This is a genomic window from Flavobacterium sp., assembly GCF_039930565.1.
Classification (GTDB): Bacteria; Bacteroidota; Bacteroidia; order Flavobacteriales; family Flavobacteriaceae; genus Flavobacterium.
The window spans coordinates 188,552-213,747 of sequence record NZ_JBDTTP010000001.1; the positions used below are offsets into that span (position 1 = coordinate 188,552).

18 protein-coding genes are annotated in these 25,196 nt (G+C 34.4%); 9 read left to right on the plus strand and 9 right to left on the minus strand.

Going from position 1 to position 25,196, the window contains the following annotated elements:
* The first annotated feature begins 5 nt into the window (after nucleotides 1-5).
* The 3 genes from ccoG to ABI657_RS00650 all read left to right on the plus strand — a co-directional run bounded on the left by ccoG (nucleotide 6) and on the right by ABI657_RS00650 (nucleotide 2,748).
* Entirely contained in the window at nucleotides 6-1,424 is a 1,419-nt protein-coding gene (gene ccoG, locus ABI657_RS00640) for a cytochrome c oxidase accessory protein CcoG (protein WP_348095297.1), read from the plus strand.
* A 13-nt stretch (nucleotides 1,425-1,437) separates the two neighbouring features.
* A complete protein-coding gene (locus ABI657_RS00645; protein WP_348095298.1) occupies nucleotides 1,438-1,887 on the plus strand; it encodes a FixH family protein in 450 nt (149 codons plus the stop codon).
* Nucleotides 1,888-2,046: 159 nt separating this feature from the next.
* Nucleotides 2,047-2,748 (plus strand): sulfite exporter TauE/SafE family protein, encoded by a 702-nt coding sequence (locus ABI657_RS00650; RefSeq protein ID WP_348095299.1) that lies wholly within the window; start codon nucleotides 2,047-2,049, stop codon nucleotides 2,746-2,748.
* Nucleotides 2,749-3,134: 386 nt separating this feature from the next.
* Here the strand turns inward: ABI657_RS00650 and ABI657_RS00655 are convergent, their stop codons facing one another.
* From ABI657_RS00655 to ABI657_RS00665, 3 genes are all read right to left on the minus strand, one after another.
* On the minus strand, nucleotides 3,135-4,874 hold the full coding sequence (locus ABI657_RS00655; protein ID WP_348095300.1) for an NACHT domain-containing protein: 1,740 nt from the start codon (nucleotides 4,872-4,874) through the stop codon (nucleotides 3,135-3,137).
* Nucleotides 4,875-5,099: 225 nt separating this feature from the next.
* Nucleotides 5,100-6,464: an oxygen-independent coproporphyrinogen III oxidase gene (gene hemN / locus ABI657_RS00660; protein WP_348095301.1), complete on the minus strand. Its 1,365-nt coding sequence runs from the start codon at nucleotides 6,462-6,464 to the stop codon at nucleotides 5,100-5,102.
* Nucleotides 6,465-6,488: 24 nt separating this feature from the next.
* Nucleotides 6,489-8,294 carry a hypothetical protein gene (locus tag ABI657_RS00665; protein WP_348095302.1) on the minus strand — a complete coding sequence of 602 codons (1,806 nt, stop codon included), beginning with the start codon at nucleotides 8,292-8,294 and terminating at the stop codon, nucleotides 6,489-6,491.
* Between the two features lie 307 nt (nucleotides 8,295-8,601).
* Here ABI657_RS00665 and ABI657_RS00670 point away from each other — a divergent pair, with 307 nt between their 5' ends.
* The 6 genes from ABI657_RS00670 to ABI657_RS00695 all read left to right on the plus strand — a co-directional run bounded on the left by ABI657_RS00670 (nucleotide 8,602) and on the right by ABI657_RS00695 (nucleotide 14,220).
* Nucleotides 8,602-9,051, plus strand: coding sequence for a response regulator (locus ABI657_RS00670; protein WP_348095303.1), 450 nt, complete (start codon nucleotides 8,602-8,604; stop codon nucleotides 9,049-9,051).
* Nucleotides 9,052-9,061: 10 nt separating this feature from the next.
* A complete protein-coding gene (locus tag ABI657_RS00675; RefSeq protein ID WP_348095304.1) occupies nucleotides 9,062-9,730 on the plus strand; it encodes a hypothetical protein in 669 nt (222 codons plus the stop codon).
* Nucleotides 9,667-13,065, plus strand: coding sequence for a PAS domain S-box protein (locus ABI657_RS00680; protein ID WP_348095305.1), 3,399 nt, complete (start codon nucleotides 9,667-9,669; stop codon nucleotides 13,063-13,065). The genes ABI657_RS00675 and ABI657_RS00680 overlap by 64 nt, the downstream gene beginning before the upstream one ends.
* 84 nt (nucleotides 13,066-13,149) lie before the next feature.
* Nucleotides 13,150-13,377: a hypothetical protein gene (locus ABI657_RS00685; protein WP_348095306.1), complete on the plus strand. Its 228-nt coding sequence runs from the start codon at nucleotides 13,150-13,152 to the stop codon at nucleotides 13,375-13,377.
* A gap of 11 nt (nucleotides 13,378-13,388) precedes the next feature.
* Complete coding sequence (locus ABI657_RS00690) at nucleotides 13,389-13,622, plus strand: hypothetical protein (RefSeq protein ID WP_348095307.1); 234 nt, start codon at nucleotides 13,389-13,391, stop codon at nucleotides 13,620-13,622.
* A complete protein-coding gene (locus ABI657_RS00695; protein WP_348095308.1) occupies nucleotides 13,588-14,220 on the plus strand; it encodes an NmrA family transcriptional regulator in 633 nt (210 codons plus the stop codon). Before ABI657_RS00690 ends, ABI657_RS00695 begins: the two co-directional genes overlap by 35 nt.
* Before the next feature lie 179 nt (nucleotides 14,221-14,399).
* Here the strand turns inward: ABI657_RS00695 and ABI657_RS00700 are convergent, their stop codons facing one another.
* The 6 genes from ABI657_RS00700 to ABI657_RS00725 all read right to left on the minus strand — a co-directional run.
* The gene (locus ABI657_RS00700; protein WP_348095309.1) at nucleotides 14,400-16,793 is read right to left on the minus strand and encodes a TIM-barrel domain-containing protein; all 2,394 of its coding nucleotides are present in this window, start codon (nucleotides 16,791-16,793) and stop codon (nucleotides 14,400-14,402) included.
* 84 nt (nucleotides 16,794-16,877) lie between these two features.
* Nucleotides 16,878-18,005, minus strand: a complete 1,128-nt coding sequence (locus ABI657_RS00705) for a family 43 glycosylhydrolase (RefSeq protein WP_348095310.1) — start codon at nucleotides 18,003-18,005, stop codon at nucleotides 16,878-16,880.
* Nucleotides 18,006-18,022: 17 nt separating this feature from the next.
* A complete protein-coding gene (locus tag ABI657_RS00710; RefSeq protein ID WP_348095311.1) occupies nucleotides 18,023-20,599 on the minus strand; it encodes a glycosyl hydrolase 115 family protein in 2,577 nt (858 codons plus the stop codon).
* A gap of 30 nt (nucleotides 20,600-20,629) precedes the next feature.
* On the minus strand, nucleotides 20,630-21,982 hold the full coding sequence (locus tag ABI657_RS00715; protein ID WP_348095312.1) for a family 43 glycosylhydrolase: 1,353 nt from the start codon (nucleotides 21,980-21,982) through the stop codon (nucleotides 20,630-20,632).
* A gap of 30 nt (nucleotides 21,983-22,012) precedes the next feature.
* Nucleotides 22,013-23,560 (minus strand): carboxylesterase family protein, encoded by a 1,548-nt coding sequence (locus ABI657_RS00720; protein ID WP_348095313.1) that lies wholly within the window; start codon nucleotides 23,558-23,560, stop codon nucleotides 22,013-22,015.
* Nucleotides 23,561-23,564: 4 nt separating this feature from the next.
* Nucleotides 23,565-25,196 (minus strand): beta-L-arabinofuranosidase domain-containing protein (locus ABI657_RS00725; RefSeq protein WP_348095314.1); only part of this gene is annotated, 1,632 nt, incomplete at its 5' end.

Below are 25,196 nucleotides of genomic sequence, written 5' to 3' on the forward strand. Positions count from 1 at the left end.
TTATCATGTTAAATTTAACAGACGAAGCTTTTAGAGATACGATTGGAACCATTGATGAACGTGGTAAACGAAAATTTATTTTTCCCAAAAAACCGTCTGGTAAATTTTATGAATACCGAAAATGGGTCAGCTATTTTCTACTGGCTATTTTAATTGCGAACCCGTTTATCAAAGTTAACGGAAACCAGTTTATGATGTTCAATATTCTGGAGCGTCGATTTAATATTTTCGGTTTCCCATTCTGGCCACAGGATTTGTATCTGTTTGTGATATCCATGCTGGTTGGAGTTGTATTCATTATTTTATTTACTGTCATTTTCGGAAGAATTTTTTGTGGATGGATTTGTCCGCAGACGATTTTTCTGGAAATGGTTTTCCGCAGAATAGAATATTGGATTGACGGCGATCGCGGAGCACAAACACGATTAGCGAAACAGGAATGGAATGCGGAAAAAATCAGAAAAAGAGTAACGAAATGGTTTGTCTTTTTTCTGATTTCTTTTGGAATTGCGAATGTTTTTCTGGCCTATTTGGTAGGAAGCGATACCCTGATTTTAATGATGGAACAAGGTCCAATATTGCAGGCCAGTAATTTTATTGCACTTCTCATTTTTACAGCCGTTTTTTATTTTGTTTTTGTATCTTTTCGGGAACAGGTTTGTATTATCGCCTGTCCTTACGGAAGATTACAAGGCGTGCTTCTGGACAATAAGTCGATCAATGTTGCGTACGATTTTGTTCGTGGCGAAAAAGAAATGGGCCGTGCTAAATTCAATAAAAAGGAAGACAGAACGATAACGGGAAAAGGAGATTGTATCGATTGCCATCAATGCGTACATGTTTGCCCAATGGGAATCGACATCAGAAACGGAACACAACTGGAATGTACCAATTGTACGGCCTGTATCGATGAATGTGATACCATAATGGAATCCGTTGGTTTGCCAAAAGGTCTTATCCGATATGCCACTGAGGATGAAATAGAGAAAAAAGCGCCTTTTAAATTCACGGCAAGAATGAAAGGTTACACTACTGTTCTATTGATTTTGATGAGTGTTTTTATTGGGATGTTATTTTTAAGAACCGATGTTGAAGCTACTATTTTACGCTTGCCCGGACAACTTTTTCAACACAAAGGGGATAAAATCAGTAATGTTTATACCTATAAAATCGTCAATAAAACAATGAAAGAGTACAGTAATATTCATTTTGAACTGATGGATCAGAAAGGCAAAATCAGCAATGTTGGCAACAGACATTTTAAAATAATCAAAGAAGGAATATCACAGGGAACTTTGTTTATAGAAATTGATGAAGTGCTGTTGGAAAGTGATAAAACCAAAGTCAAAATTGGGGTCTATAATGGAAAAGAACTGCTCGAAACTACTACCACCAACTTTTTAGGACCAAGAAGTTTCAATTAAAAAATTCACAAATATGAAAATCAACTGGGGAACAGGAATAGTCATTGCTTTTGGGTTGTTTATGACCTTTATTTTATATTTTGTTTTTGAAGTACAATCCAACAGCAAATATGATAACGATTTGGTTGTAGAAGAATATTACAAACACGATTCGCATTTCCAGGAGGAGATGAAACGCATTCAGGATGCACACGATTTACAACAAAAACCAACTGTTCAATTTATTGAGCAAGGGGTAAAAATTGTTTTTCCTGCTACTTTCGATGCTGATAAAATAAAAGGAAATGTATTGTTGTATAGGGCATCCAATAAAAAGTTTGATTTTAACACGCCAATTGCTTTGAATAATTGGGGTTTGTTAATTCCAAAAAACAAATTAATCAAAGGACAATGGAAAGTCGATATTGAATGGCAATACGAAGGAAAAAAATACTTGACCAAAGAGGTTATTTATGTAAATTAAAAATAGATGCAGTTAAACTGATTTCAAAGTTATTTTTAGTTTTTGAATCTGCATAATCAGCAAAATCTGCGAGCCTAAATTTTCACGCAGATTTAGCAGATTCAGCAGATTTTTAAATCCTTTTAGTCAATAAATCTGTTGTTAAAAAATTAAAATAAAATGCTGTACACTGCTTTTATATTGGGTTTAATCAGTAGTTTTCACTGCATCGGAATGTGCGGGCCAATCGCTATGATGTTGCCCGTTGATCGTCAGAACGAAACCAAAAAAGCGACACAAATCATAACCTATCATTTAGGCCGATTGACAGCTTATGCTTCCATCGGTTTGGTTTTTGGGTTGCTGGGAAAAGGATTTTTTCTCGCAGGAATGCAACAGAAAATGTCCATATTTATTGGAATCCTGATGATTGTAATTGTGCTGATTCCTGAAAAAACATTTTCGAAATACAATTTCTCCCAACCCGTTTACAAAATCATTTCACACCTCAAATCGAGTTTAGGAAAACAGTTCAGGAACAAAAACTACAAATCACTTTTTACCATTGGTCTGCTCAATGGTTTTTTGCCTTGCGGTATGGTGTATGTCGCTTTGTTTGGCGCCATCGCTATGCAAAGTGCAAGCTTAGGTATTTTGTATATGATTTTATTCGGATTGGGAACTGTGCCTTTAATGACTGCAGTTGTTTATGTTAATTCGATGCTACAACTGCCTTTGAGAAATAAAATTCAAAAGGCAATTCCATATGTAGCGGTAATTATTGGGATTTTATTTATTCTAAGAGGTTTAGGTCTTGGAATTCCTTACGTTTCTCCTTCTACTATGAGTTTATTTGTTCAGGGTACTTCTAATTGCCATTAAATTAGAGTTCTGCTTTTGCAGTAGCTTTTTTATTTATTAGCTTACTCTATTTTCAATATCCATTCTTTCATTAAATCCTACAACTTCAGTTTAGAACTGTATCTTCCTTTAGCAATTTGTTCGTTAATGAAATTTAAAAAAAATTCCCTAATAAATTGATTATTTCGTGTCATGATTTTTTATTCAATGTACCAAAAATTGGTGTCAAATTAGCTTTCTTTGATTTTACGCAAGTTGCTCTAGTAACAATCTGACTCAAAACGAGGTTTTGGATTAAAGATGCGAGTTTTTTCCATTATACATAAATTTTCCAAGTACAAAACCAACTTTCCATTAAGACCATTGCCCAAATCCGTTGTAATAGCTTTTATATGCAGTGCTTTCTTTTATTCTTTAGATTTCGAAATAAGTTTAATAATTGCAGTATCACTAAGTTCTTGATCTTCTACATTTTTCTTAATAGATTCAATCCATTTCATACCGTTTTTCAATACATTACTATACTGATAATCTAACTGCTTTTTATCACTAATAAGATCCTTTACTTTGCTTTGAAAATTGTTGACGATTGCATCATAATATATTGGTATATCCGCACCTTTGCAAAATTCTAAATGAATGAGCTCTTCACGGATTGACATATTAAGCAGATTGTTTTTGCATAAATACAATTTAGCTAAAGAATTATATTTTTCTTGTAATCTAGCTTTTGGATGTTCAACAATAAATTTTATTTCAGCTTCAATTAGCGGTAACGATAAATTTAAAATCATTGTATTGTGATCTAATTCTGCGAGTAGGGTCAAAAAGTTGTAGTTATTTAAAGCGTAAAACCAATCGCCTATTATTGAGGACTTAATTTGCGAGTACATCACATTTTTATTTTTTTCACTTAAACTAGTAATATATTTTGCTGCGAAATACTCTTGTAATGATCGATGCGGAAAAGTATAGTCTAGTCCTTCCTTATTTAAAATACCAATTGCAACCTGCAAATCTTCAATCAACTTGTCATTTGCGAAATGAATGTTTTTCGTTGATTTAATTGTATTTAAAGTGTTTTCTAAATATTCAAGATTAAAAATAAATTTTCCATCGAAGTACGATATGCAAGAAAACAAACTTAGAACATCTTCATAATTCTCCTTAGACAAACCAGATAATTTTTCTCTTACATAAGATAATTTAGAAACACTGTCATGTAATGAATAAAGTGTATCGAATACTTGACCATAAAAATCACTTTTCTTTTGAGGAACTTCAGAATAGGATTGGAAAGTTAATATAAACATTGATAGAAGTAGCGGGTTACTTAGAAACTGCTTATACGAACCATTACCCATATTTGAAATTGCCTTATTAATTTTATCGGCTAATTCTAATTCTACGGAAACTTGTTTTTTTACAAATGTTCTGATTTCATTATCATCTAAATCACAGACTTCATAATTGGAAAAAAGTGGTAAAGTATCAATATTCGTATATGGTCTAGAAGTAATCAAATAATTATTTTCTGGAAAACGGCTAATAAATCCATCAATATCGCGGGTAACGGACTCTTTTATGGTCGAGTTAATTTCGTCATAACCGTCAAAAAAGAAAATAAAACTGTCACTATTAAGAAGGCGTTCGATAATCTCTTGAGTTAAGCCTAGCTTTTGAAATAAGAATATTTCATTAAAAATATAATTTACGATTCCTCCTTTATATTCGTTTAAATATCTTAACTCAATCTTTATTGGAATCTTAAACGATATCTCAACACTATTAATAAATAGATATTTTACAATTGTGCTTTTACCACTACCTGCACTTCCAATTAATGTAATATATTTTGTTTTTTCGAATAGATTAGAAACATTCGCAGTACTAAGTTTTTTAGACTTTTTCAACGAATTTATTGAAGTTTGAGGAGTGATGAACAAAGGTTGGTAAAAATCCATAAGCCTCACAGGCTCAGTTCTATGAAGTAATGTTTTGGTAAAATAATTTTTTCTGTATTCAATTGTCTGATATTCGAGCAGCCTATTCTGAGTGATTTGCTGTAATTCGATGCCAACCTTTTTAATAATTGTAGAAATTGGGCCTTCTGCCAGCTTTTTGAAGTCAGTAATGCTTATGTCCATAGTTATTTTATGTTTTCTTAGTGTTTGAATTTTCCGTAGCATTGCATATATCTTGTAATAAGCCTGAAAAAATCAGATTTATCTACGCTGATTCGTGTATATAAATCTGACAACTTTAGATTTTATAATTCAGCTAATATATAAAGATTTATTTACAAAATTATCAAAAGACATTATGCACGTTGAATTGACACAAAAGGAAATTTCAGGAGATTTTTGACAGTCTTAAACCGTCATCGAAAACAGATTGGTTTCCGGAGATTTTCTTTTCAGATGCAGATCAAAAGCCATACAAATATTACGTACAAATGGTCTTCCTGCTTCTGTGATTGTGATTTTATTTTCTTCGATCACAATCAGGTTATCGTTTTCCATTTCTTTTAATTCAGATAAAATACTTTCAATTTCGTCAAAATAAAAAGCTTTGTCGTTCCAGGAAGTTTCAAAATTACAGGTTAAATTCAAGATATGTTTTCGGATGATTAAATCTTCCTCATCCAGAATATGTCCTTTTACAACAGGCAATTTATCCCATTCCAATAGCTGATAATAATCTTCCAGATTTTTTGTGTTCTGGGCAAAACCGTACCAACTATCACTGATCGATGAAACGCCCAATCCAATCATCAATTGTGTTTTTGAAGCACTATAACCCATAAAATTTCTGTGCAATTCCTGATTTTGTCTTGCGGTATACAAACTGTCAGATTCTAAAGCAAAATGATCCATACCAATTTCGTGATAGCCGTTTTTAGAAAGCAATTGTTTTCCAACTTCATAGAGTTTTCTTTTTTCAGCATCTTTTGGAAGATCTTCGTCATTAAATCCACGCTGTCCGTTTCCTTTTATCCAGGGCGTATGGGCATAGCTGTAAAACGCCAGTCGGTCAGGTTTTAAGGAATTTGTTTTTTCGATAGTATCCACAACATCTTCAATAGTTTGAAAAGGCAATCCAAAAATAATATCGTGTCCAATAGAAGTGTATCCAATTTCTTTTGCCCAAAAAGTCACTTTAGCCACATTATGAAAAGGCTGAATCCTGTGAATGGCTTTCTGCACTTTTTCGGCATAATCCTGAACACCAAAACTGACCCGGCGAAAGCCTAAATCATATAGTTTTTGAAGCTGTTCGTACGTAGTATTATTGGGATGCCCTTCAAAACTAAATTCGTAGTTTTTGGCTTTATTGGCATACGAAAAAATGCCGTTGATAAGTTGCTCCAGATTGTTTTTTGAAAAAAATGTAGGTGTTCCTCCGCCTAAATGAATTTCTTTGATATTGGGTCTTTCAGAAAACAAATTACAATACAAACTCCATTCTTTTAAAAGTGCCTGAATGTAAGTTTCTTCAACCGAATGGTTTTTGGTTATCCGTTTGTTACATCCGCAAAATGTGCACATACTTTCGCAAAAAGGCAAATGAATGTACAGACTGATTCCGTTTTTTGAATTGCTTTCTTCGAATGATTGCTGAAAAGATGCTATCCATTTTTGTTCTGTAAAATCAGTATCTTTCCAATAAGGCACCGTTGGATAACTGGTGTATCTGGGTCCCGGAACATTGTATTTTTGAATCAAAGACTGTGACATAATCGTAATTTTAGAATTTAGAAACTAATTATTTGATTCAACAGGTATTTCAATGCGTTCAATCTGTTCCTGATAATAAAAAAGTTCCCTGTTTAAAATATTCTTTTCCGATTTAAAAAAAGCAGTTTGATCAAAAGTGGAATTATAATAAGCGATACCATCTAACATATTGGCTTTGAAAGACTGCCATTTTTTAATATTCTTTTTGGTGACTTCCATTGTTTTTTCGATTTCTTCTTTCAGATAATCGACATACAGCTGAAGTTCGTTGATAAACATATTGGGACGATAAACTTTAGCCAAAACAGATTCATACCCGTTGATATGCCTGGTCATTTCCCTTAATGAAACTTCTTTGTCAAAATAAGCCAAATTGGGTCCGGGGCAGATTACCACACCTTGTTTTTCGCCTTTTATCTCAATATCATTTTCAAGATAAGCGGTGTTGGCCAGCCCTACGCACAAACAGGATTTTACGGTAATTTCTGCTTCTTTTTCTTTCCATTTTGCTAAAGAAATAGTTCCTTTTTGGTTTTCTAATTCCTGTAATTTGAGCTGTTGGTGTTTTCTGGAAGCGGTGCAAATCCCTTCTTTTGCGTAATCAGTATTCAAGGCTAAAAGCTTTTTCGGGCAGGAACTTCCGGCTTTATTTTTTGCGATGCGATGCTTTTTAATTTCTTCGTTTGTTGTTCCTTTTACAGTATTAAACGGAACCCCCAATGGTGAAATCGCACTTCTGTAAAAATCTTTTTCGGAGGCTTTCATCAGTAATTTTCGGGTAGTTTCATCTGTAGAAGTTGCTTCAGGAACCAATAAAAAAGGAGAACCCCAACCTACTGCATCAACAGTATAGTTTTGCAATAGAAATTGATGTTCTTCAGCAGTTCCAACACCACCCTGAACCGTAATTTTCAAATCCAATGGCTGATTGGGAACCGGAATTCCCTTTTGAGAAAAAGCAGTAATCATTAATTGATGCATGGATGTTATAAGTTCTTCTTTTCTGATTTTGAACTCTTCCATAATAGGTCCTAATAAAAGCCCATCAGTCGCAAAAGCATGACCGCCGCAATTCAATCCGGATTCTATTCGGTATTCAGAAACCCAGATTCCTTTTTTGGCGAGATAATTTCCCTGAATAAGAGCCGAACGAAAATCACTTACTTTGAGGATTATTTTCTTTTTTAGCAGGCCATTTTTATCCGGAAAAAAATCTTTGAATTCTGAAATGTAATTATAAAGAGACGGATTCATTCCCGCTGAAAGTACCAGCGACGAGTTCAATTCACTTTCTGCAAAACCACGCAAGGCAGCATGGGCATCATTAAAAACAGGAGCTAAAGCCTCCCCTTTTTTATAATTCGTCTTATCAACTTTAGTCATAATATTTACATCGATGCTTCCAGGATTGAAATACTGGCTGATGTAATTTTTTACCTGATCAAATGAATCCGAGTTTTTCGAAATAATTTCTTTAATGCCATTTTTTATAGTGGAAGCCTGAGGCAATGTTTCTAAAAAAATTAGGAGATGCTCTTTGTTTTCGGCAATTTCAGCGCAAAAATCATGGTACTTCTGTTCGACAATTTTACTGACAAGGTTCAGATAGGATTTAGTTCGCTCTGCACGATAGTCCTGTATTTTAGTTGTAATCTCCGTATAGGGAAAATGAAACTTTTTACTGTAGAAAGAATTCATTTTTTCCATAAGTTCATCATCAATGATAGAAATTACAGAGTTTACGCCTAAATGTGCCACCCGAATGGGACTATCAATCGTATAGGCTAATCCCATTACAGGAATATAAAAATTTTGAAGCTGATGTTTCATTTGTAATAAAAAATTTATGTAGCAAATATTAAAAACAATGGGCTTTAATAATATGATAAATATCATGACTCACATAAAACTGAAATTATACAATAATCCATAATCCAACCATAGTAAATACATTCTTACAAAATAATGAAGAAGTATTTTATGAATATTTTTGTACGTCTGAACCATTAATTTTTATAATAATTATTCTATATTTATTCCTGACAATTTTTTAAAACTAAAATATTGGCTTCTCAGGTTATCGGGAGAGGTCGTGAGAGCTAAAAATCGGGTCGATGTTAAATTTATAATAGTACAAATGAATACAAAAGAATATAATCTTTTACTGGCGGATGATGATGAAGATGATTGTGATTTTTTCAGGGAAGCACTCAATGAACTTCCTATTACTTATTCTCTTATTACAGTAAATGATGGTGTTGAACTTATGAGTTTTCTGTCTGATAAATCAGAAAACAGTCTTCCTGATATTCTTTTTCTTGACCTGAACATGCCCCGTAAAAATGGCTTTGAATGCCTTACCGAAATAAAGCAGAATAAAAAATTACAACCTCTTTCTGTAATTATTTTTTCAACTTCCCTTGATGTGAATATTGTTGATACCATGTACGAAAATGGCGCAATTTATTACATTCGAAAACCCGGTGATTATAGTAAATTGAAAAAAGTCATAGGAAATGCACTTGCCTTAATTTCCGGAAAAAAAATGAAACAGCCTGAAAGAGAACAATTTATTCTTCAACCCTAAAAAATATTTGATGACGAATAACGAACATTATTTTCTCGCTGGCGGTGGTGAAATGGGTGAATTAATACGCTCTAAAGACTGGAGCAAAACTTCGTTGGGAAATCCAGACACCTGGCCACAAAGTCTTCGTACTATGGTGGCGGTAATGCTGGAAAATCCTTTTAGTATGTACATTGCATGGGGAAGTGATTATACACAAATATACAATGATGGATACCGTCCTATCCTGGGTGCAAACAAACATCCTGAAGCTCTGGGAATCAGCTCTAAAGAAACATTTTCTGAAATTTGGGATACCATTGGTCCAATGATGGATGAAACCATGAAAGGTAAATCAGTGCGGTTTTCAGATTTATTGCTTCCTTTAAACAGAAATGGTTTTACAGAAGACTGCTATTTTGATTTTTCCTACAGTCCAATAAGAATAGAAAATGGAGAAGTTGGCGGTGTGCTGGTTACTGTTATTGAAACAACAGAAAAGAAAAGGACTTCAGAAGCTTTAAAAGAAAGCAATGCAAGTTTTGTCAATAATATCATGCAGGCCCCGGTGGCCATGTGTATTTTCAGAGGTGGGAATTTTACAGTAGAAATTGCTAATCAACACATGCTTGAATTATGGACGATGTACTTAACAAACCCATTTTTGAGGGACTGCCGGAGGCTAAAAATCAGGGATTAGAAATACTACTTAACGAAGTATATACAACAGGGCAGAAATTTACAGCCAATGAAAGACCTATTGAGCTCCCCCGTAACGGAAAAATTGAAACTACTTATATCAATTTTGTTTATGAGGCTCTAAAAGAATCAGATGGTACGATATCCGGCATTAGGGCTATAGCAATAGAAGTAACAGCACAGGTAAATTCCCGTACGAAAATAGAGGAAAGTGAGCATAAAGTAAGGGCGGTTATACAAAATGCCCCTTTTGCTATTGCAGTATATACCGGAGAAGAAATGATTGTCGAACTCGCAAATGAATCGATCATCAATATATGGGGGAAGGGAAATGATGTAATCGGGAAATCATTTAAGGATGTAGTTCCGGAATTGAATAATCAGCTGGTTTTTGAGCAGATTAAAAGTGTTTATAAAACCGGAGAATCTTTTCATACAGAGAATACCCCTTTAGATTTAATAGTTGATGGAAAATTAGGTACCTATTATTTTAACTACAGTTTTACCCCGTTGTATGATATAAAAGGTGAAATATATGGCGTAATGAATACAGGTGTTGACCTGACAGAATTAAATTTAGCCAAGAAAAAAACAGAAGAAAGTGATAAACGCTTTAGAAATACAGTTAAGCATGCTCCTGTTGGTATCACAATTTTACGTGGGCCTGAACATGTTGTTGAAATGGCCAATGAATCGTATCTTAAATTGGTCGGCAGAGAAGAAACTTCGTTTGTTGGCAAACCTTTATTTGATTCATTGCCTGAAGTAAAAGAAGCGGTAAGTTCCCTGTTAGATAATGTATTGCTTACCGGAATTCCTTTTCACGGAAATGAAGTACCTATTCCGCTAAACCGAAACGGAGAACTTAATATTTTCTACTTTGATTTTCTATATCATCCTTTAAGAGAAGGAGATGGGGAAATTTCAGGTATAATTGTTACAGCTACAGAAGTTACAGAGAAAGTGGAAGCACGAAAAAAAACCGAAGAAAATGAACAGCGACTTAGTATTATTGTAGAATCAAGTGAACTGGGTACTTGGGAATGGAACCTAAAAACAGAACAACTGCACTATTCAAAAAGATACCTTGAAATTATTGGAGGGTTTAAAGAATATGAGGATTTAAGGCATCACGAATTAGTAAAATATATACATCCAGAAGATTTATACCTCAGGGAAAAAGCATTGAAACATGCTTTAATTTCAGGAAATTTATACTATGAGGCAAGATTAATATGGGATGACCAATCTATTCATTGGGTAGAAGCAAAAGGAAAAGTCTTCTATGATTCTGAGAATAAGCCAGAAAAATTAATTGGTACCGCCAGGGATATTACAGCCATTAAAAATTACCAGCAGGAATTAGAAGAAAGTGAAAAAAGGTTCCGGAATCTTGTCATGCAGTCCCCAATACCTATAGCTATTCTTAAGGGTAGGGATATGGTAATTGAATTGGCCAATGATACGCTTCTTAAAAAGATCTGGAGAAAAAAAGAAACTGATGTGCACGGCAAAAAGATTTTTGAAGTTTTCCCGGAACTTCAGGAACAAAAATATGCAGCACTATTACATGAAGTTTACAACACCGGAAAAGTACATTCTGAATCTGAATCTTCTTTATACTTAAAAGATGGTGACATCGATTATAAATTATATGTCGATTTTGAATATGCCCCTGTTACTGACTCTTACAACAACATTTCAGGAGTAAGAATTACTATAATTGATGTAACCGAAAAAGTTGAAGCCAGAAAAAAAATTGAAGAAAGCGAAAAAAGGTTCCGTTCCTTAACAGAAAGTATTCCGCAGTTAATCTGGGAAACAGATGAAAAAGGTGATGCTCTGTTCTCTTCAGGAAAATGGCTGGAATATACCGGGATCCAACCTACCGGAGAAGAAGAATGGAAAACGGTTATTCATCCGGATGATTATGAACAGAACGCAGCTTCGTGGACTCACTGTTTAGCTAGCGGAGAAGTGTACCGATGTGATGTAAGGGTTAAGAGAAAAGATGGAGAATACAGATGGCATACGGCTATTGGAGAACCCATATTTGATAAAAACAATAAAATTATAAAATGGGTTGGTGCTTTTACTGATATCCAGACGGAGAAAGCCTTTACTCAGGAATTGGAAAATCAGGTAGTCAGCCGAACGAAACAACTGAGTCAGATAAATGAGTCCTTAAGAAAAAGTGAAGAACGTTATCATTTAATGATCGAAGAAGTACAGGACTATGCTATCCTATATTTAAACAATATAGGAATAGTCGAGAATTGGAATATTGGTGCTGAAAATATAAAAGGATATAAAGCAGAAGAAATCATAGGGAAGAGTTTCTCTGTTTTTTATACTGAAACTGATCAGAAAAATAATCTTCCGCAAAATTTATTATCCATTGCAAAAGAAAAAGGAAAAGCAGTACATGAAGGATGGCGCGTACGAAAAAACGGAAGTCTTTTTTGGGCAAATGTTGTAATTACTGCCATTCACAACAAAAAAAATGAAGTTATCGGTTTTTCAAAAGTAACACATGACCTGACAGAAAAAAAGAAAGCGGATGATAAAATAAAATTAAATGCCGTTGAGCTTGAACAAAAAAATGTAGAGCTTGAAAATATGAACAAGGAGTTACAGTCCTTTACTTATATTTCAAGCCATGATTTACAAGAGCCTTTAAGAAAAATACAAACTTTTGCTTCGCAGATTATTGAGAGAGAATCAGATAACTTATCTGATCTTGGAAAAGATAAATTTCAAAGAATCCAAAATGCAGCGCAGCGAATGCAGGCGCTTATTAATGATTTACTGACCTATTCAAGAACAAACGTTCAGGAAAGAGTCTTTGAAAAAACTGATCTTGCCAACATTATCAATGAAGTAAAGGAAGATTTGAAAGAAGAACTGTTACAAAAACATGCAATTATTGAAAACAATGAGACCTGCGAGGTTAATATTATTCCTTTTCAGTTTCGGCAGTTACTTTATAATCTGTTAAGCAACTCGTTGAAATTTTCTATTCCAGAAATCTCTCCACATATAGAAATAAAAAGTGTCATAGGAAATGATAAAACACTTAATAACAAATTATTATCTAAAAATATGAATTACTGCCATATTCAAATTTTAGATAATGGTATTGGTTTTAGTCCTGAGTATAATAACAAAATATTTGAAGTTTTTCAGCGTTTGCATGGAAAAAATGAATATCAGGGAACCGGAATCGGACTTGCCATTGTAAAGAAAATTGTTGAAAACCATAATGGTATAATTACTGCAAGTGGGGAATTAAATAAAGGGGCAACCTTTGATATTTATATTCCAATAATTGATTAAAAATAAAGAGTAACTTTTCATCTTTTTATAACCATTGATATTCAGCATGACTACAGATATAATAGAATTAAATATTTTATTGTTTTGATTGAACAATCTGACACATCGAAAACCGTAGTTCAGAAATATGAAATAGAAGGAGATGCTGTGGGATTTGCCTTTTTACGGTATGAAAGTTTAAGTTCTTTTTCTAATGCTTTTTATAAAAAATTTGGCACCAGACCTAATGAAGTAAAACAACAATCCCTTTATTCTTTTGCGACAAATGATTGCCTGCTAAACGAGTCATCTTTGTATCAGTATTCATTTTAAGAAATATTCACATGGAAAAAAAGACAATTTTAGTTCTGGGTGCCAATGGCAAAACCGGAAGCAGAGTAATCGAGCGATTAGAAAAAATATCAGGTATTCAAATCCGTAAAGGTTCACGAAATGAAAAAGTACCTTTGATTGGGAAAATCCTGAAACCTGGGAACCATTACTTAAGGGTATCGATACCGTTTATATTACTTTTCAGCCTGATTGGCAATTCCTTCAGCTGCAGAAACAATTACTAAATTCACAACTCCTGCTAATAATCAAGGTATTCAAAAAATGGTTCTTCTCTCAGGAAGAGGAGAAAAAGAAGCTCAGGTTTGTGAGGAAATTGTAAAAAGAAATACTAAAAACTGGACAATTATAAGAGCCAGCTGGTTAAGCCAAAACTTCAGTGAAAGCTTTTTTTTAGAACCCTTACTTGCAGGGATTGTTGCCTTACCAAGAACTGAAGCCCTGGAGCCTTTTACTGATGCAGACGATATTGCCGATGTCGTTGCAGAATCGCTTTTAAATGATCATCATAATGGTAAAACGTATGAATTAACTGGTCCGGAATTGCTGACTTTTGAGAAAGCTATAACTGTGATCGCAAAGGCATCAAACAGAAATATTACTTTTCAGGGATTAACTTTAAAAGAATATATACAAATGCTGAAAGACTATCAGATTCCGGAAGATCATATCTGGTTAATCAACTATCTTTTTGAAGAAGTGCTGGATGGAAGAAATGCGAACATAACTTCTGACATAGAAAAAGTTTTGGGGAGAAAACCAAAAGACTTTACCACTTACGCACAGCAAACTGCAAAATCAGGGGTCTGGAATTTAAACCCATAGAACATGAAATGCAATTAACAACACCTCCTAAATGAGATGTTTGCTTATAATGATGAATTGTTAAGGACTCGAAATAAAAAAACAGAAAGTAACGTAGCGTTACTTTCTGTTTTTTTATTTAATATTATTAAGTACTGAGATACATTTAAATATCCTGTTAATTAATAAATTATTCACTTCTATAACCCTAACTTTATAGCTTCTCCCTTGTAATTAATTGTTTTAATTTTTGGGTTATTTTCTGAATCAATAAAAACAATTTTAAAGTTTCGGCTTTTTAGCATTCCTTTAAATGTTCCTTTTCTTTTGTCTATGGTTAGCTTTTTAGTAGCCTCATTCCATTTGAATTTGATTAAAGAATACGCTCCTTTTTCATAGTTATAATTATCATTTTCATCTTCATAAAACTCAAAAGCCCCATCTTTTCCTGTATATACACGGATTTCTAAATCATCCCATTTTTTTTCTTCAGCAAATTGAACTTTAGGGCCAATCGGAATTATAGCACCTGCTTTTACATATAGTGGTATAATGTCAAGTGGTGTTTCCTTACTTATTGTCTGACCTCCTTCAATCTTTTTGCTGGTCCAGAAATCATACCATGCTGTGTTGGCCGGTAAATATACCTGAGTAGATTTTATGCTGCTAAAATCCTGTAATTTCGAAGCAGTACCGTTTTCAACAACATCTTTGGTGTACATTGGATCTGTAACCGGAATTACCAATAATGATTTTCCGAACATGTATTGATTATTGATATCATGTGTGCGTTTGTCCAAAGGAAAGTCCATCACCAAAGCTCTCATCATACTTGACTGATTTGCAGTCACTTCATAAGAGTTCGAATAAATGTATGGCAACAAACTATATCTCAGGTTAATAAATTTCTCAATGGCGTCATACACAACTTCTCCTTTTTTACCAAATTGATAAATTTCACGAGGTGCATCGGCTCCGTGAGAACGCATCATTGGGCAAAATGTTCCAAATTGTAACCATCTGGTGTAAAGCTCAGTATAGTTAGGATCTTGTAATTTCTTAGGGAATTTATTCAAAAAGAAACCTCCTATGTCACTATTCCAATATGGAATACCGGTCATTGAAAAATTAAGTCCTGCGGGAATCTGATTTTTAAGGGCATCCCAGGAAGCTGTAACATCACCTGACCATGTATTTGCCCCTTTACTTTGTTGTCCTGCAAAAGCAGAACGGGTTAGAATAAATACTCTTTTGTCTGAAGACGTACTGCGCTGATGATCGTAAACACCTCCAACTGTCATTAATGGATATGCATTACGCACTTTTCTAAAAGAACCCAAAAACGTTTTATTATCAAAATCTTTATCTTGGTGATTTAAGTGATCTGGTTCAGTAGAATCCATCCACCACCCGTCAATTCCAAGAGAATAAAGACCATTTTTGAGGTATTTCCAGTAAATATCTCTTGCTTCAGGATTATAAGCATCATATACCACAACTCCCGAAGGGAAATTCATATCTGGCGGCCAAACATCTTTTCCTGATAAAGGCCAGGTCGCAAAATCCATTAGCATTCCTTTGGACTTAAGTTCCTGAAATGGTTTCGTTTGAGGTCCGAATGAAGACCAAATAGAGATTATTAAATGTGCATTTAGTTGGTGCACATCCTCTACAAATTTTTGGGGATTAGGAAATTCGGGGTTTAAAAATTCCATTGCATTCCAATGATAATTATCTCCCCAATATTGCCAATCCTGAATTATCCCATCAAGCGGAACTCCTAATTCACGATATTTTTTAACAACATTCACTACTTCTTCCTGGCTTTTGTAACGTTCTTTACTCTGCCAAAAACCATAGGTCCATAATGGAAACATAGGCGCTTGTCCTGTAAGATCTCTCATCTGGGCAACAACACCGTCCGCGCTGCCGCCAAGCATAAAATAATAATCGATACAATTACCAACATCAGAACGAAAAGTAGTTTCATTACTATCATCTATAAAATTAGTGGGAGAATAATTATCCCAATAAAGACCATAACCTTTTACCGATTGGAAAAAAGGCACATAGTCGTCTGTATTGCCCTGAATCATTTTAAGTTTTTGATTACGTTGGGACATTTTTCTGTTTTGAATAATTCCGAGACCGTAGATTGCTTCATCAGATTCCAATTGAAAAGACTGACTTACTTTAAATGTATTCTCACCAGCGTCATTAGCAGGCAAAAACTCAGAACTCTCACTTTTTTCTGCAAAAAATGGTTTTTCATTCGGATCAAAGAAACTTACATCCGCATTTTTTTTGTTGACTTTTACTTTTAACTTATTACTGCTTACAATGTAAAAGCTTTCACTTTCGACAGTTTTTAAGTTTAATTTTTCTGGTTTTTTAATAACTGCCAGACTCTTTTTATCTAATACAATACTTTTAGGATATTTTAAAACCCTTACAATTGTAGGTGACAGAAATTGAATTTCTATACTGTTTGACAGTATTTCTGTTTTTATTCCCGTATCAGTATTGACCTTATTTTGGCCGAAACTGTCAATAAAAGCTAAAGATATAATAGCTATCCAATAAATATTTTTCATGATATCAGTTTTATATTTTATTCAGGTTACACTAAGTTTAAGACAAAAAAATTGCACCCTTAGATTTATATGTAAAATTCAAAATTAATATTCGATTGTTTGTTTTGTCCACGTTGCTTCTTTTATGAAGAATCTTCCATCTTTATAATATACAGGTTCAATTCCCATTTGTGGTCCTTTTTCCCATTCCTCAAAGGTCTGGCTGTATGGATAAGGTCTTTTTTCATCCATGAAATAATGACATGAACTCCAAAGCTGATTGTCAGGGCCAATAAAAAGAGCATTATGTCCTGTTTCCTGATAAGGATCTGGTGTATCCTGGTATTTTAAATGATCATATCCTCCTTCTTTCGCTAATTCTGGTCGGTAATGTTTTTTTCGGGTACCAAAAATAGGCTGATCAGATACTAACTCCCAAGGTCCTAATGGTGATTTTGATTTTAAAAGTCCTACTTCATATCCACGAGTCCATGTCGAAAAAAACATAAAATAGGTTCCTTCTCTTTTAATAACAAATGGACCTTCAATACCACCCACCATCCATTCCGGGTAACCTGATTGTTTTTTATCTAAAAATTTCTCGATTGGCGTTGTTAATTTACCGGATTTTAAATCAATTTTAGCCTGAAAAAGACCATTACCACTACAGTACATATAGGTTTGACCATCTTCATCTTCAAACAAAGTACTATCATTATTGTACTGAGGTGTTAATGGCCCATTAACCAAAGCATAAGGGCCTGTAACCTTATCTGATGAAAATAACCAGACACTATGAGTGCTCATGCCTTTTGGATCTTCTGCAGTTACTTTACCACTGTTGACCGTTAAATAATATTTATTTTGAATGAAATGGATTTCACGTGCCCAAAAACGGCCATTATAAGGACAATCTGCCGGCAATTTACTCGCATCTATTATAAAGGAATGTTGTTTCCAGTTGATAAGGTCATCGGACACTAACATACGAACTCCTGGATTAGGACCTGTCCAAACTGGATTCGAAGTCCCTACACAATACCATTTATTCTCTACTTTTATAATGAAATGATCACGCATGGAAATATTGAAATCCCTGGTGATAGGATTAGTATAGGTAAAAACTTTTTTTTCTGCTTTACCTACATTTCCTTTAAGATCTTTAGGCTTTTGGGCAATGCATAATGAAGCAATCAACAGTAAAATCCAGCTAAATTTTATATTATTTTTCATTTATTTATTTTGTAGAATTATTTTCTTTTGTATGGACTTTCATCCATTTTTAAATGTGTAGGTTCGTAACCATCACAATCAACAATAACTTTGTAAATCACAATACCGGGATCTAATGGTTTTATGGTTAAAGTATACAAACCATCCGTACTTTTTGACAAAGGCAATGTTATAGTTGTTTCAATCATTCGGGCTGCACCGGCCGGATACATCTTGGTATAATTATTTGCCCATGTTAACTCATCATTGATATTCCATTTAGTTTCGGTTGCTCCATTAAATGAAGCGGCTACCTTGTGACCTCCTTTTTTAAATGGCAGTGTGCAGTCAAAAAATACTCTTAGTTTTATACTGTCTTTTTTTGATTCCAAATTCATTTTATACTGAATTTGAGATCCTGTAGTGTTTACAGTGTAAGGCATTAAGGCTATTCCTGACAATGTTCGTCCGAGATCAGGAATCACTGTCCAATTTGTTTTTGGAGCGCTTTTATTCTCAAAATAATGTTCCCCTTCCATGACAACTACACGATTTTTCTCATCAAAAATATATCCACCTTTTTTTTCTTCCTCCCGAGTTATTCTTGTCACTTTTGGCTTTATATTTCCTCCTTTTGGTTCATCCCAGGATTTATAACCAATATGTGTTTGATCCATAATATGATTCCATTTTCCTCCTGAAATATTGTGGTTATAATCATAGGAATAATCAGCATCTCTTTTAAAACAAGCATCAACATAATCAGCCCAATAATTAGCTTTTATATCTTTTTCAGCCGCCAGTTTTTCATTCATAGCTACAGCATAATACATATCATAAAGATTAGCCATTGCCCGAACCGGATGCAATATAAATTGCTTGTAAGCATCCTTATAATTTTCAGGGAGTGAAGTAAATTGTCTTAGTGCTTTTGTTTCTAATGCCAAATAAGCATCTTTTACTTGCAAAAATTCACCACTTTCAAGATTATACGTTTTATGATTCATCATTTCTGCCGTAATGCGGCTATTGAATTTACAATAAGTACTTATGATCTCTGCTGCCTCAGTGGCTTGATTTGCACCAAATTGCTCTTCACAAAATTTTCTGGCGTATTCCTGCAAATTATTTTCATTGAAAGAAGTGGGATTCCATGCCATTGTTAAAAAGAAATCCATGGGATATTCATTTGGCTTTAAATCTCCAACATTCAGTATCCAAATCTTATCAACTCCGTAGCTGTAAGTTAATTGCAATTGCTCCCACATATGAGGAATCTGAGTCATATTCAGCCATTGGTATGCTCTGGGTGCACCATGCAAATCAACATGGTAATAGATACCATATCCGCCCTTATGTTTTTTAGCTCCAAGTTCAGGAAGCCTTCTTACATTACCCCAGTTATCATCACAAAGCAATATAGTCATATCATCAGGTACCTTCATACCCTGATCAAAATATTCCAGAACTTCGCTGTATAAAGCCCATACTTGTGGCGTTTGATTGATTGGTTTTTGGGTAAGTTTTTTAATAATTTCCCGCTGGTCTTCCATAATTCTTTCCAGCTCCTTAAAATTGGCTTCGGCGCTGCCTAAATCCTGCATTGGCAAGTCTCCGTCACCACGCATTCCCATTGTTACAATGTTTTCATACTTCTTATTTCTTTCCAGACCATCTTCCCAGAATTTCTGCAAACCTGCTTTATTTGATTTGTAATTCCATTCGCCATTGCCATATTCTTTACGATGATTTCCCCATTCTTTTTGAGCCCGCATCATTGGCTCATGGTGGGAAGTTCCCATTACAATTCCATATTCATCAGCAATACGAGGACTTTCCGGATCATCTTCATTGAATGCATTACCCCACATGGCAGGCCATAGATAGTTACCTCTTAATCGGAGCAATAATTCAAACATATGTGAATATAATTTGCTGTTTGGGCCTCCAAATTTTTCTTTTGCCCAGCCTGAAAAACAAGGTGCTTCATCATTTATAAAGATTCCTCTATATTTGACTTTAGGTTCACCCGACGCATAACGACCCGGCAATACATAAGCCACTGTACGCTTTTTAGCAGGTACATCACCCCACCAATACCATGGTGAAACTCCTAATTGTCTGGATAATTCATAAATCCCATAAATGGTACCACGTTTATCACTGCCAGCTATAACCAGTATTTTTCTTCCTGGTTTTTTGGAATCATCTATTGTAGTAATAACAAAACTTTCCCATTTTCCTTTCAGATCTTTTGTATTTAACTTACCTGATTGAGCTAAATTATCGACGAGCTTGCTATTACCAAGTGTTCCAACTACAATTTCGTAATCTTCTGCTGAATTATCGGTAAGCATCGCAGGTTTCAGTCCTGTTACGCTATTGATGTCATTTTGTAAATCAACAATTGCACGAATTACTCCTTTAAAATCGGAAACATCATATCGAATCGGGGTGGCTTTCTTTTCTGAATTTACAATTGGAAAACTACTTATTTCTTTATCGTTTTCTGTAATAATATTTGCTAGTAAACCTGTAGTTTGCTGTGCATTGGCATTACTAAAAAAAACTGCTATCCACATTAAGCTTATACAAGCCTTACAACTTTTTTTCATATATAATTCTAAATCAATTAATATCCAACTTTATTTAAAGCTTATCCAGTCAACTTCAACATTTTTATTATTTTCATTCAATACAACAACAAGATTTTGAATTCCGCCTTCAAACTTTTTTACAGGAATTTTTATATCACTCCAATTTGTGCCTGCAGGAATTTTGACTTCTGCAATTAGAGGTCCTTCAAATCCTTTGGTCCGTATTTGCAAAGTTCCTCCATTAGCAGACATGGCTCTTACTATAACCCATTTTAAAGATTTCTTGCCAAAATCGACAGCATTATATTGCACCCAGGCACCTGAGTTATTCAATATTGTTTTCCACCCCTTAAAATGATCAAGTTCATCTAAAAAAGCGATAGATGTTCCTTTATCACTTATATTGCTATATCTGTCAATTTGAATTTCTTTTGCAGCATTGCTAACACCAATTCCTCTTAAAGTTGGAATTACTTTTATGATTGTTCCATCCGGATTAAATGATAAAGCATCCGCCCTAACCGATCTGGCCTTATCAAATGCAGGAGAATAATCATTGTGGTGGTAGAATAAATACCATTGCTTTTTGAATTCTAAAATCGAATGATGATTTGTCCAGCAGCCAGTTGGGGATTCGTCCATAATTACACCGGTAACTTTGAATGGTCCCAACGGATTATCACTCATTGCATATTCTAACCTTTCAATTTTGTTTTCAACATGTGGATAAGTCAGATAATAAATTCCATTTCTTTCAAACATATAAGGACCTTCCTTAAGTCCTTTAGTTGGTAAATCTCCTAAGGTCTTAACTTCAGAATCCAGTTCCAGCATATTGCTTTTCAGCTTTGCTGCAAAAATATTTCCTGCTGACCAATATAAATAAGCTTGTCCGTCCTTATCCATGAAAACATTTGGGTCAATACCTTTTACTCCTTTGATTGGGTTAACTTCCGGCACAAAAGGTCCGGTAGGCTTTTCTGCAACTGCTACACCAATTGTAAATCCTCTGCCAATTGATGTAGTATCTTTAGGAACAGATGGAAAATAAAAATAGTATTTTCCATTTCGTTCAATACAATCCGGAGCCCACATACTATAACTGTCCGGCTTTACCCAAGGCACTTTATTTTGTTGCACAATCATACCGTGGTCTGTCCAATCAGTAAGGTTTTCAGATGAAAACACATGATAATCTTCCATACAAAACCAGTCTTTCCTGCCTTTTCCTTCAGTAGCTAATATATCATGAGAAGGATAAACATATATCCTGTCTCCAAATACCCTTGCAGACGGGTCGGCAGAATATTGATTCCTTATGATGGGATTTTGAGCGATTGCTAAAAAACTGCTAAATACAAATACAAGTTGAATGATCAGAAAATTTGTTTGTTTTTTCATCTTTTTTAAAATTAGTATTATTAAACAGATTTATTGAGCCCAAAGTTCTCCTTCAGGAGTTCTTCTCCAGGTAAAATACTGATCCAAAACTTTCATGGAATCCAAGCTTGGTACAGTTCCCACATACGGTTTTTGTTCAAAATACATGACTTTTCCATCATTATTAAAAGCAGGCCATTTTGGTAAATTATTTCCGTTAGGATCGCCATACTTTGCAAAATTTGTCCAATAGGTTCCCATTGCATCAGAAATTGCGAGATCCGTTTGTGTCGTCTGTGGATTTTTAGAATTGAGTTGTTCAAATACATAAGCCACTTCCTGACCATGATGCGAACCATGTCCGGCATTTGGAGAACCCACTGGATTTTCAGGATGCTGGTCAAAATAATAATAAAACACTTTTGATTTTCCTATTTTGGAATGTAGCCTCGCCCAACTCCAGGTTTGCCATCCAAATGCAGCATCACGAGCTAAATCCCTGGCCGTTTTAGGCACATAAGTTTCACCTGCAGGATAAGCTTCGATAAGTACTTTCGAAAATTTTCCATATCTGTTTTCTACCCCTTTTATGTATTCTTCAGGTGTTTTTGGCGGAGAAAAGCTAGCTCCTTCGTCAGAATTATAACCAACCAGAATAGGTGTATCATTAAATTTTCCTGCTTCATACAATTTATATTGGTCATCAGGAATCACAATTCCGTCGACAATTGGCCAGGCAAGTCCTTTTACGGCCGGTAATTTATCAACAGGTAATTTTCTCATCTCTGCAATTGAGGTAAAACCTGAGTTTTTCATATATTCCTCTCCTGCTTTTTCGGCTACTGAAAGGCGTTTCATATTTTCTCCCGGATATGTTGTAATACGTGAAGGACCGAAAGAACCTCCGCTTTGAGAGATTGCGCCCTGAAATAATCCTTTAGCTTTTGGTGATGCACACAGCATACTGACAGCAATGCCGCCTGCGGATTCTCCAAAAATAGTTACTTTATCGGGGTCCCCTCCAAAAGATTTAATATTTTCTTTAACCCATTTTAAACCCGCAATCATATCCAATATTCCATAGTTCCCGGAAACATTTTGGGGATTTTCCTTACTCAATTCAGGATGGGCCATAAAACCTAACTGCCCAACACGATAGGCTATACTTACTAAAATCACTCCTTTTTTGGCCAGCTTTTCTCCATTATAAGTTGCTTCAGAAGTTGCTCCAAAATTGAATCCACCCCCATAAATCCATACTAAAACAGGTACTTTTTCCTTCGCTGATTTTGCCGGAGACCAAATATTCAAATACAAACAATCCTCGCTTTTACCAGATGGCGGATTTCCACCTTGCATGGGTGCAGGAGCAAATGAATTAGCCAGGCGAATACCTTCCCATTTGGCTGGCGGCATTGGTGCATGCCAACGTAAATCACCTATTGGAGGAGCTGCAAAAGGAACTCCTTTAAAAACGGTTAAACCATTTTCTGCCGTACCCTGTAATTTTCCTTCGCTTACTTTTATAGTAGTCGGCAATTGGGAATAACTAATTGTAAAAGAAAGTAATGCAATAATAAATAAGAATGGCTTTATCATTTTTCTATTGTTTTAAAATTCTGATTTGATAGAATCTTGGTGTTGGTGTTTTTTCTTTTGCAACAATTTTCAAGTTTATACTCTCACTTTTTGGAGTTTTAATTCTTATTGCATTTTTTACAACACTGTCTATTTCTACTGCAAAATCATTAATTAGGACTTCAAATTTTTTAGTATCAATGGCATCAATTGTACTAATTTCAATATACTTACCTGCATTATTTTTATTTTGCAATTTATACGAAATGTAAGAACGGGTACTTCTCCAAAATTTATCATCATCATAACCAGAATTGCTTTGCTCTCCTTTGTATTCATGATCGACTTCGGGTTGTTGCTCGCCGCAATTGATTTTATCAACCGTTATTGCTTCAAGAGCAATCATTTTTGCTTCTTGTTGTTTTTGAATTTCTTTTTGATTTTCGTATTCCTTTTGGGTAAATGTCTGGAAGTACATTTGATATCGTGCATCATGAATTTGGTAGAAAGGTTGTAGAGTCAATGAATCCAATTTAAAATTCATATTATCAATAGTTTGCAGCTTTGATATATAATCTTTCGATTCATCAACCAAAGCATAAGCTTCATTAATTGGATACAATTTCCCTCTTGTTTCATGTCCCATCCTGCTATTATCCGCATACAGACCAGTTTGATCCTTTGTCGAAGTTTCTGCAGCTAAAACAATTGGTCCCCGAACAAAAGCAGCCCAATTAGAACCATCAGGAAGGTATTCTAATTTAGTTTCTACAGTAAATTGAAATGAAATTTTATCTCCATCTTTCCATTTTCTATTCAAATTTATATATTGTGATGGATTCCCTTTGAATGTTTCAGCTTTTCCATTAACCAAAATTTTGATGTTTTTTGCCCATTCTGGATAACGGATATTTACAGAAAAAGTCTTGCTCTTTTTTAATTTCAATTTTAATTCAGTGGCATTCTCATCAGGGAAATTATTTGTTTGTATTAATGCTATTCCTTTTTCTTTCCAATTTAATTCAGAAGGAATAAAAAGATTCACATAAACATCATTTTCAGAATGGCTATAAATCAATTCGCCATATTTTGAATGATTTTCTAAGCCAGAACCCACACAACACCACATACTCGTTTCAGGTTGTGAATATACTCTGTAATGATTGGGACGAATTGGTGTAAAATAGACGAAACCTCCTTTTTCAGGCTGTTGAGTAGATAAAATATGATTGTATAAGGCACGTTCGTAAAAATCAAGGTAACTCACATCATTATTATTTAAAAACAAAGCCATTGACAAACGAAGCATATTATAACTGTTACACGTTTCAGGACCTTGATTGGATTCTAACATTTTTTTAAAATCGTCTGTAGGATTAAAATGTTCACGATAGCTGTTTCCACCAAAGGCTACGCTGCGTTTTTCAGTCACATTATGCCAAAAATATTCTGCTGCATTTTCCCAATCGGCATTATGTGTTAAATGTCCAATTTTCTCGTAGCCAATTACTTTGGGTATTTGTGTATTGGCGTGAAGTCCCGTAAGTTTATCTTCTTTTTTAAGCAAAGGGTTTAATAGTCTAAGATGTGATAGTTTCTCTGCAGCTTCAAGGTATTTTTTATCTTTTGTAATGATATACAAATCGGCAAAAGTTTC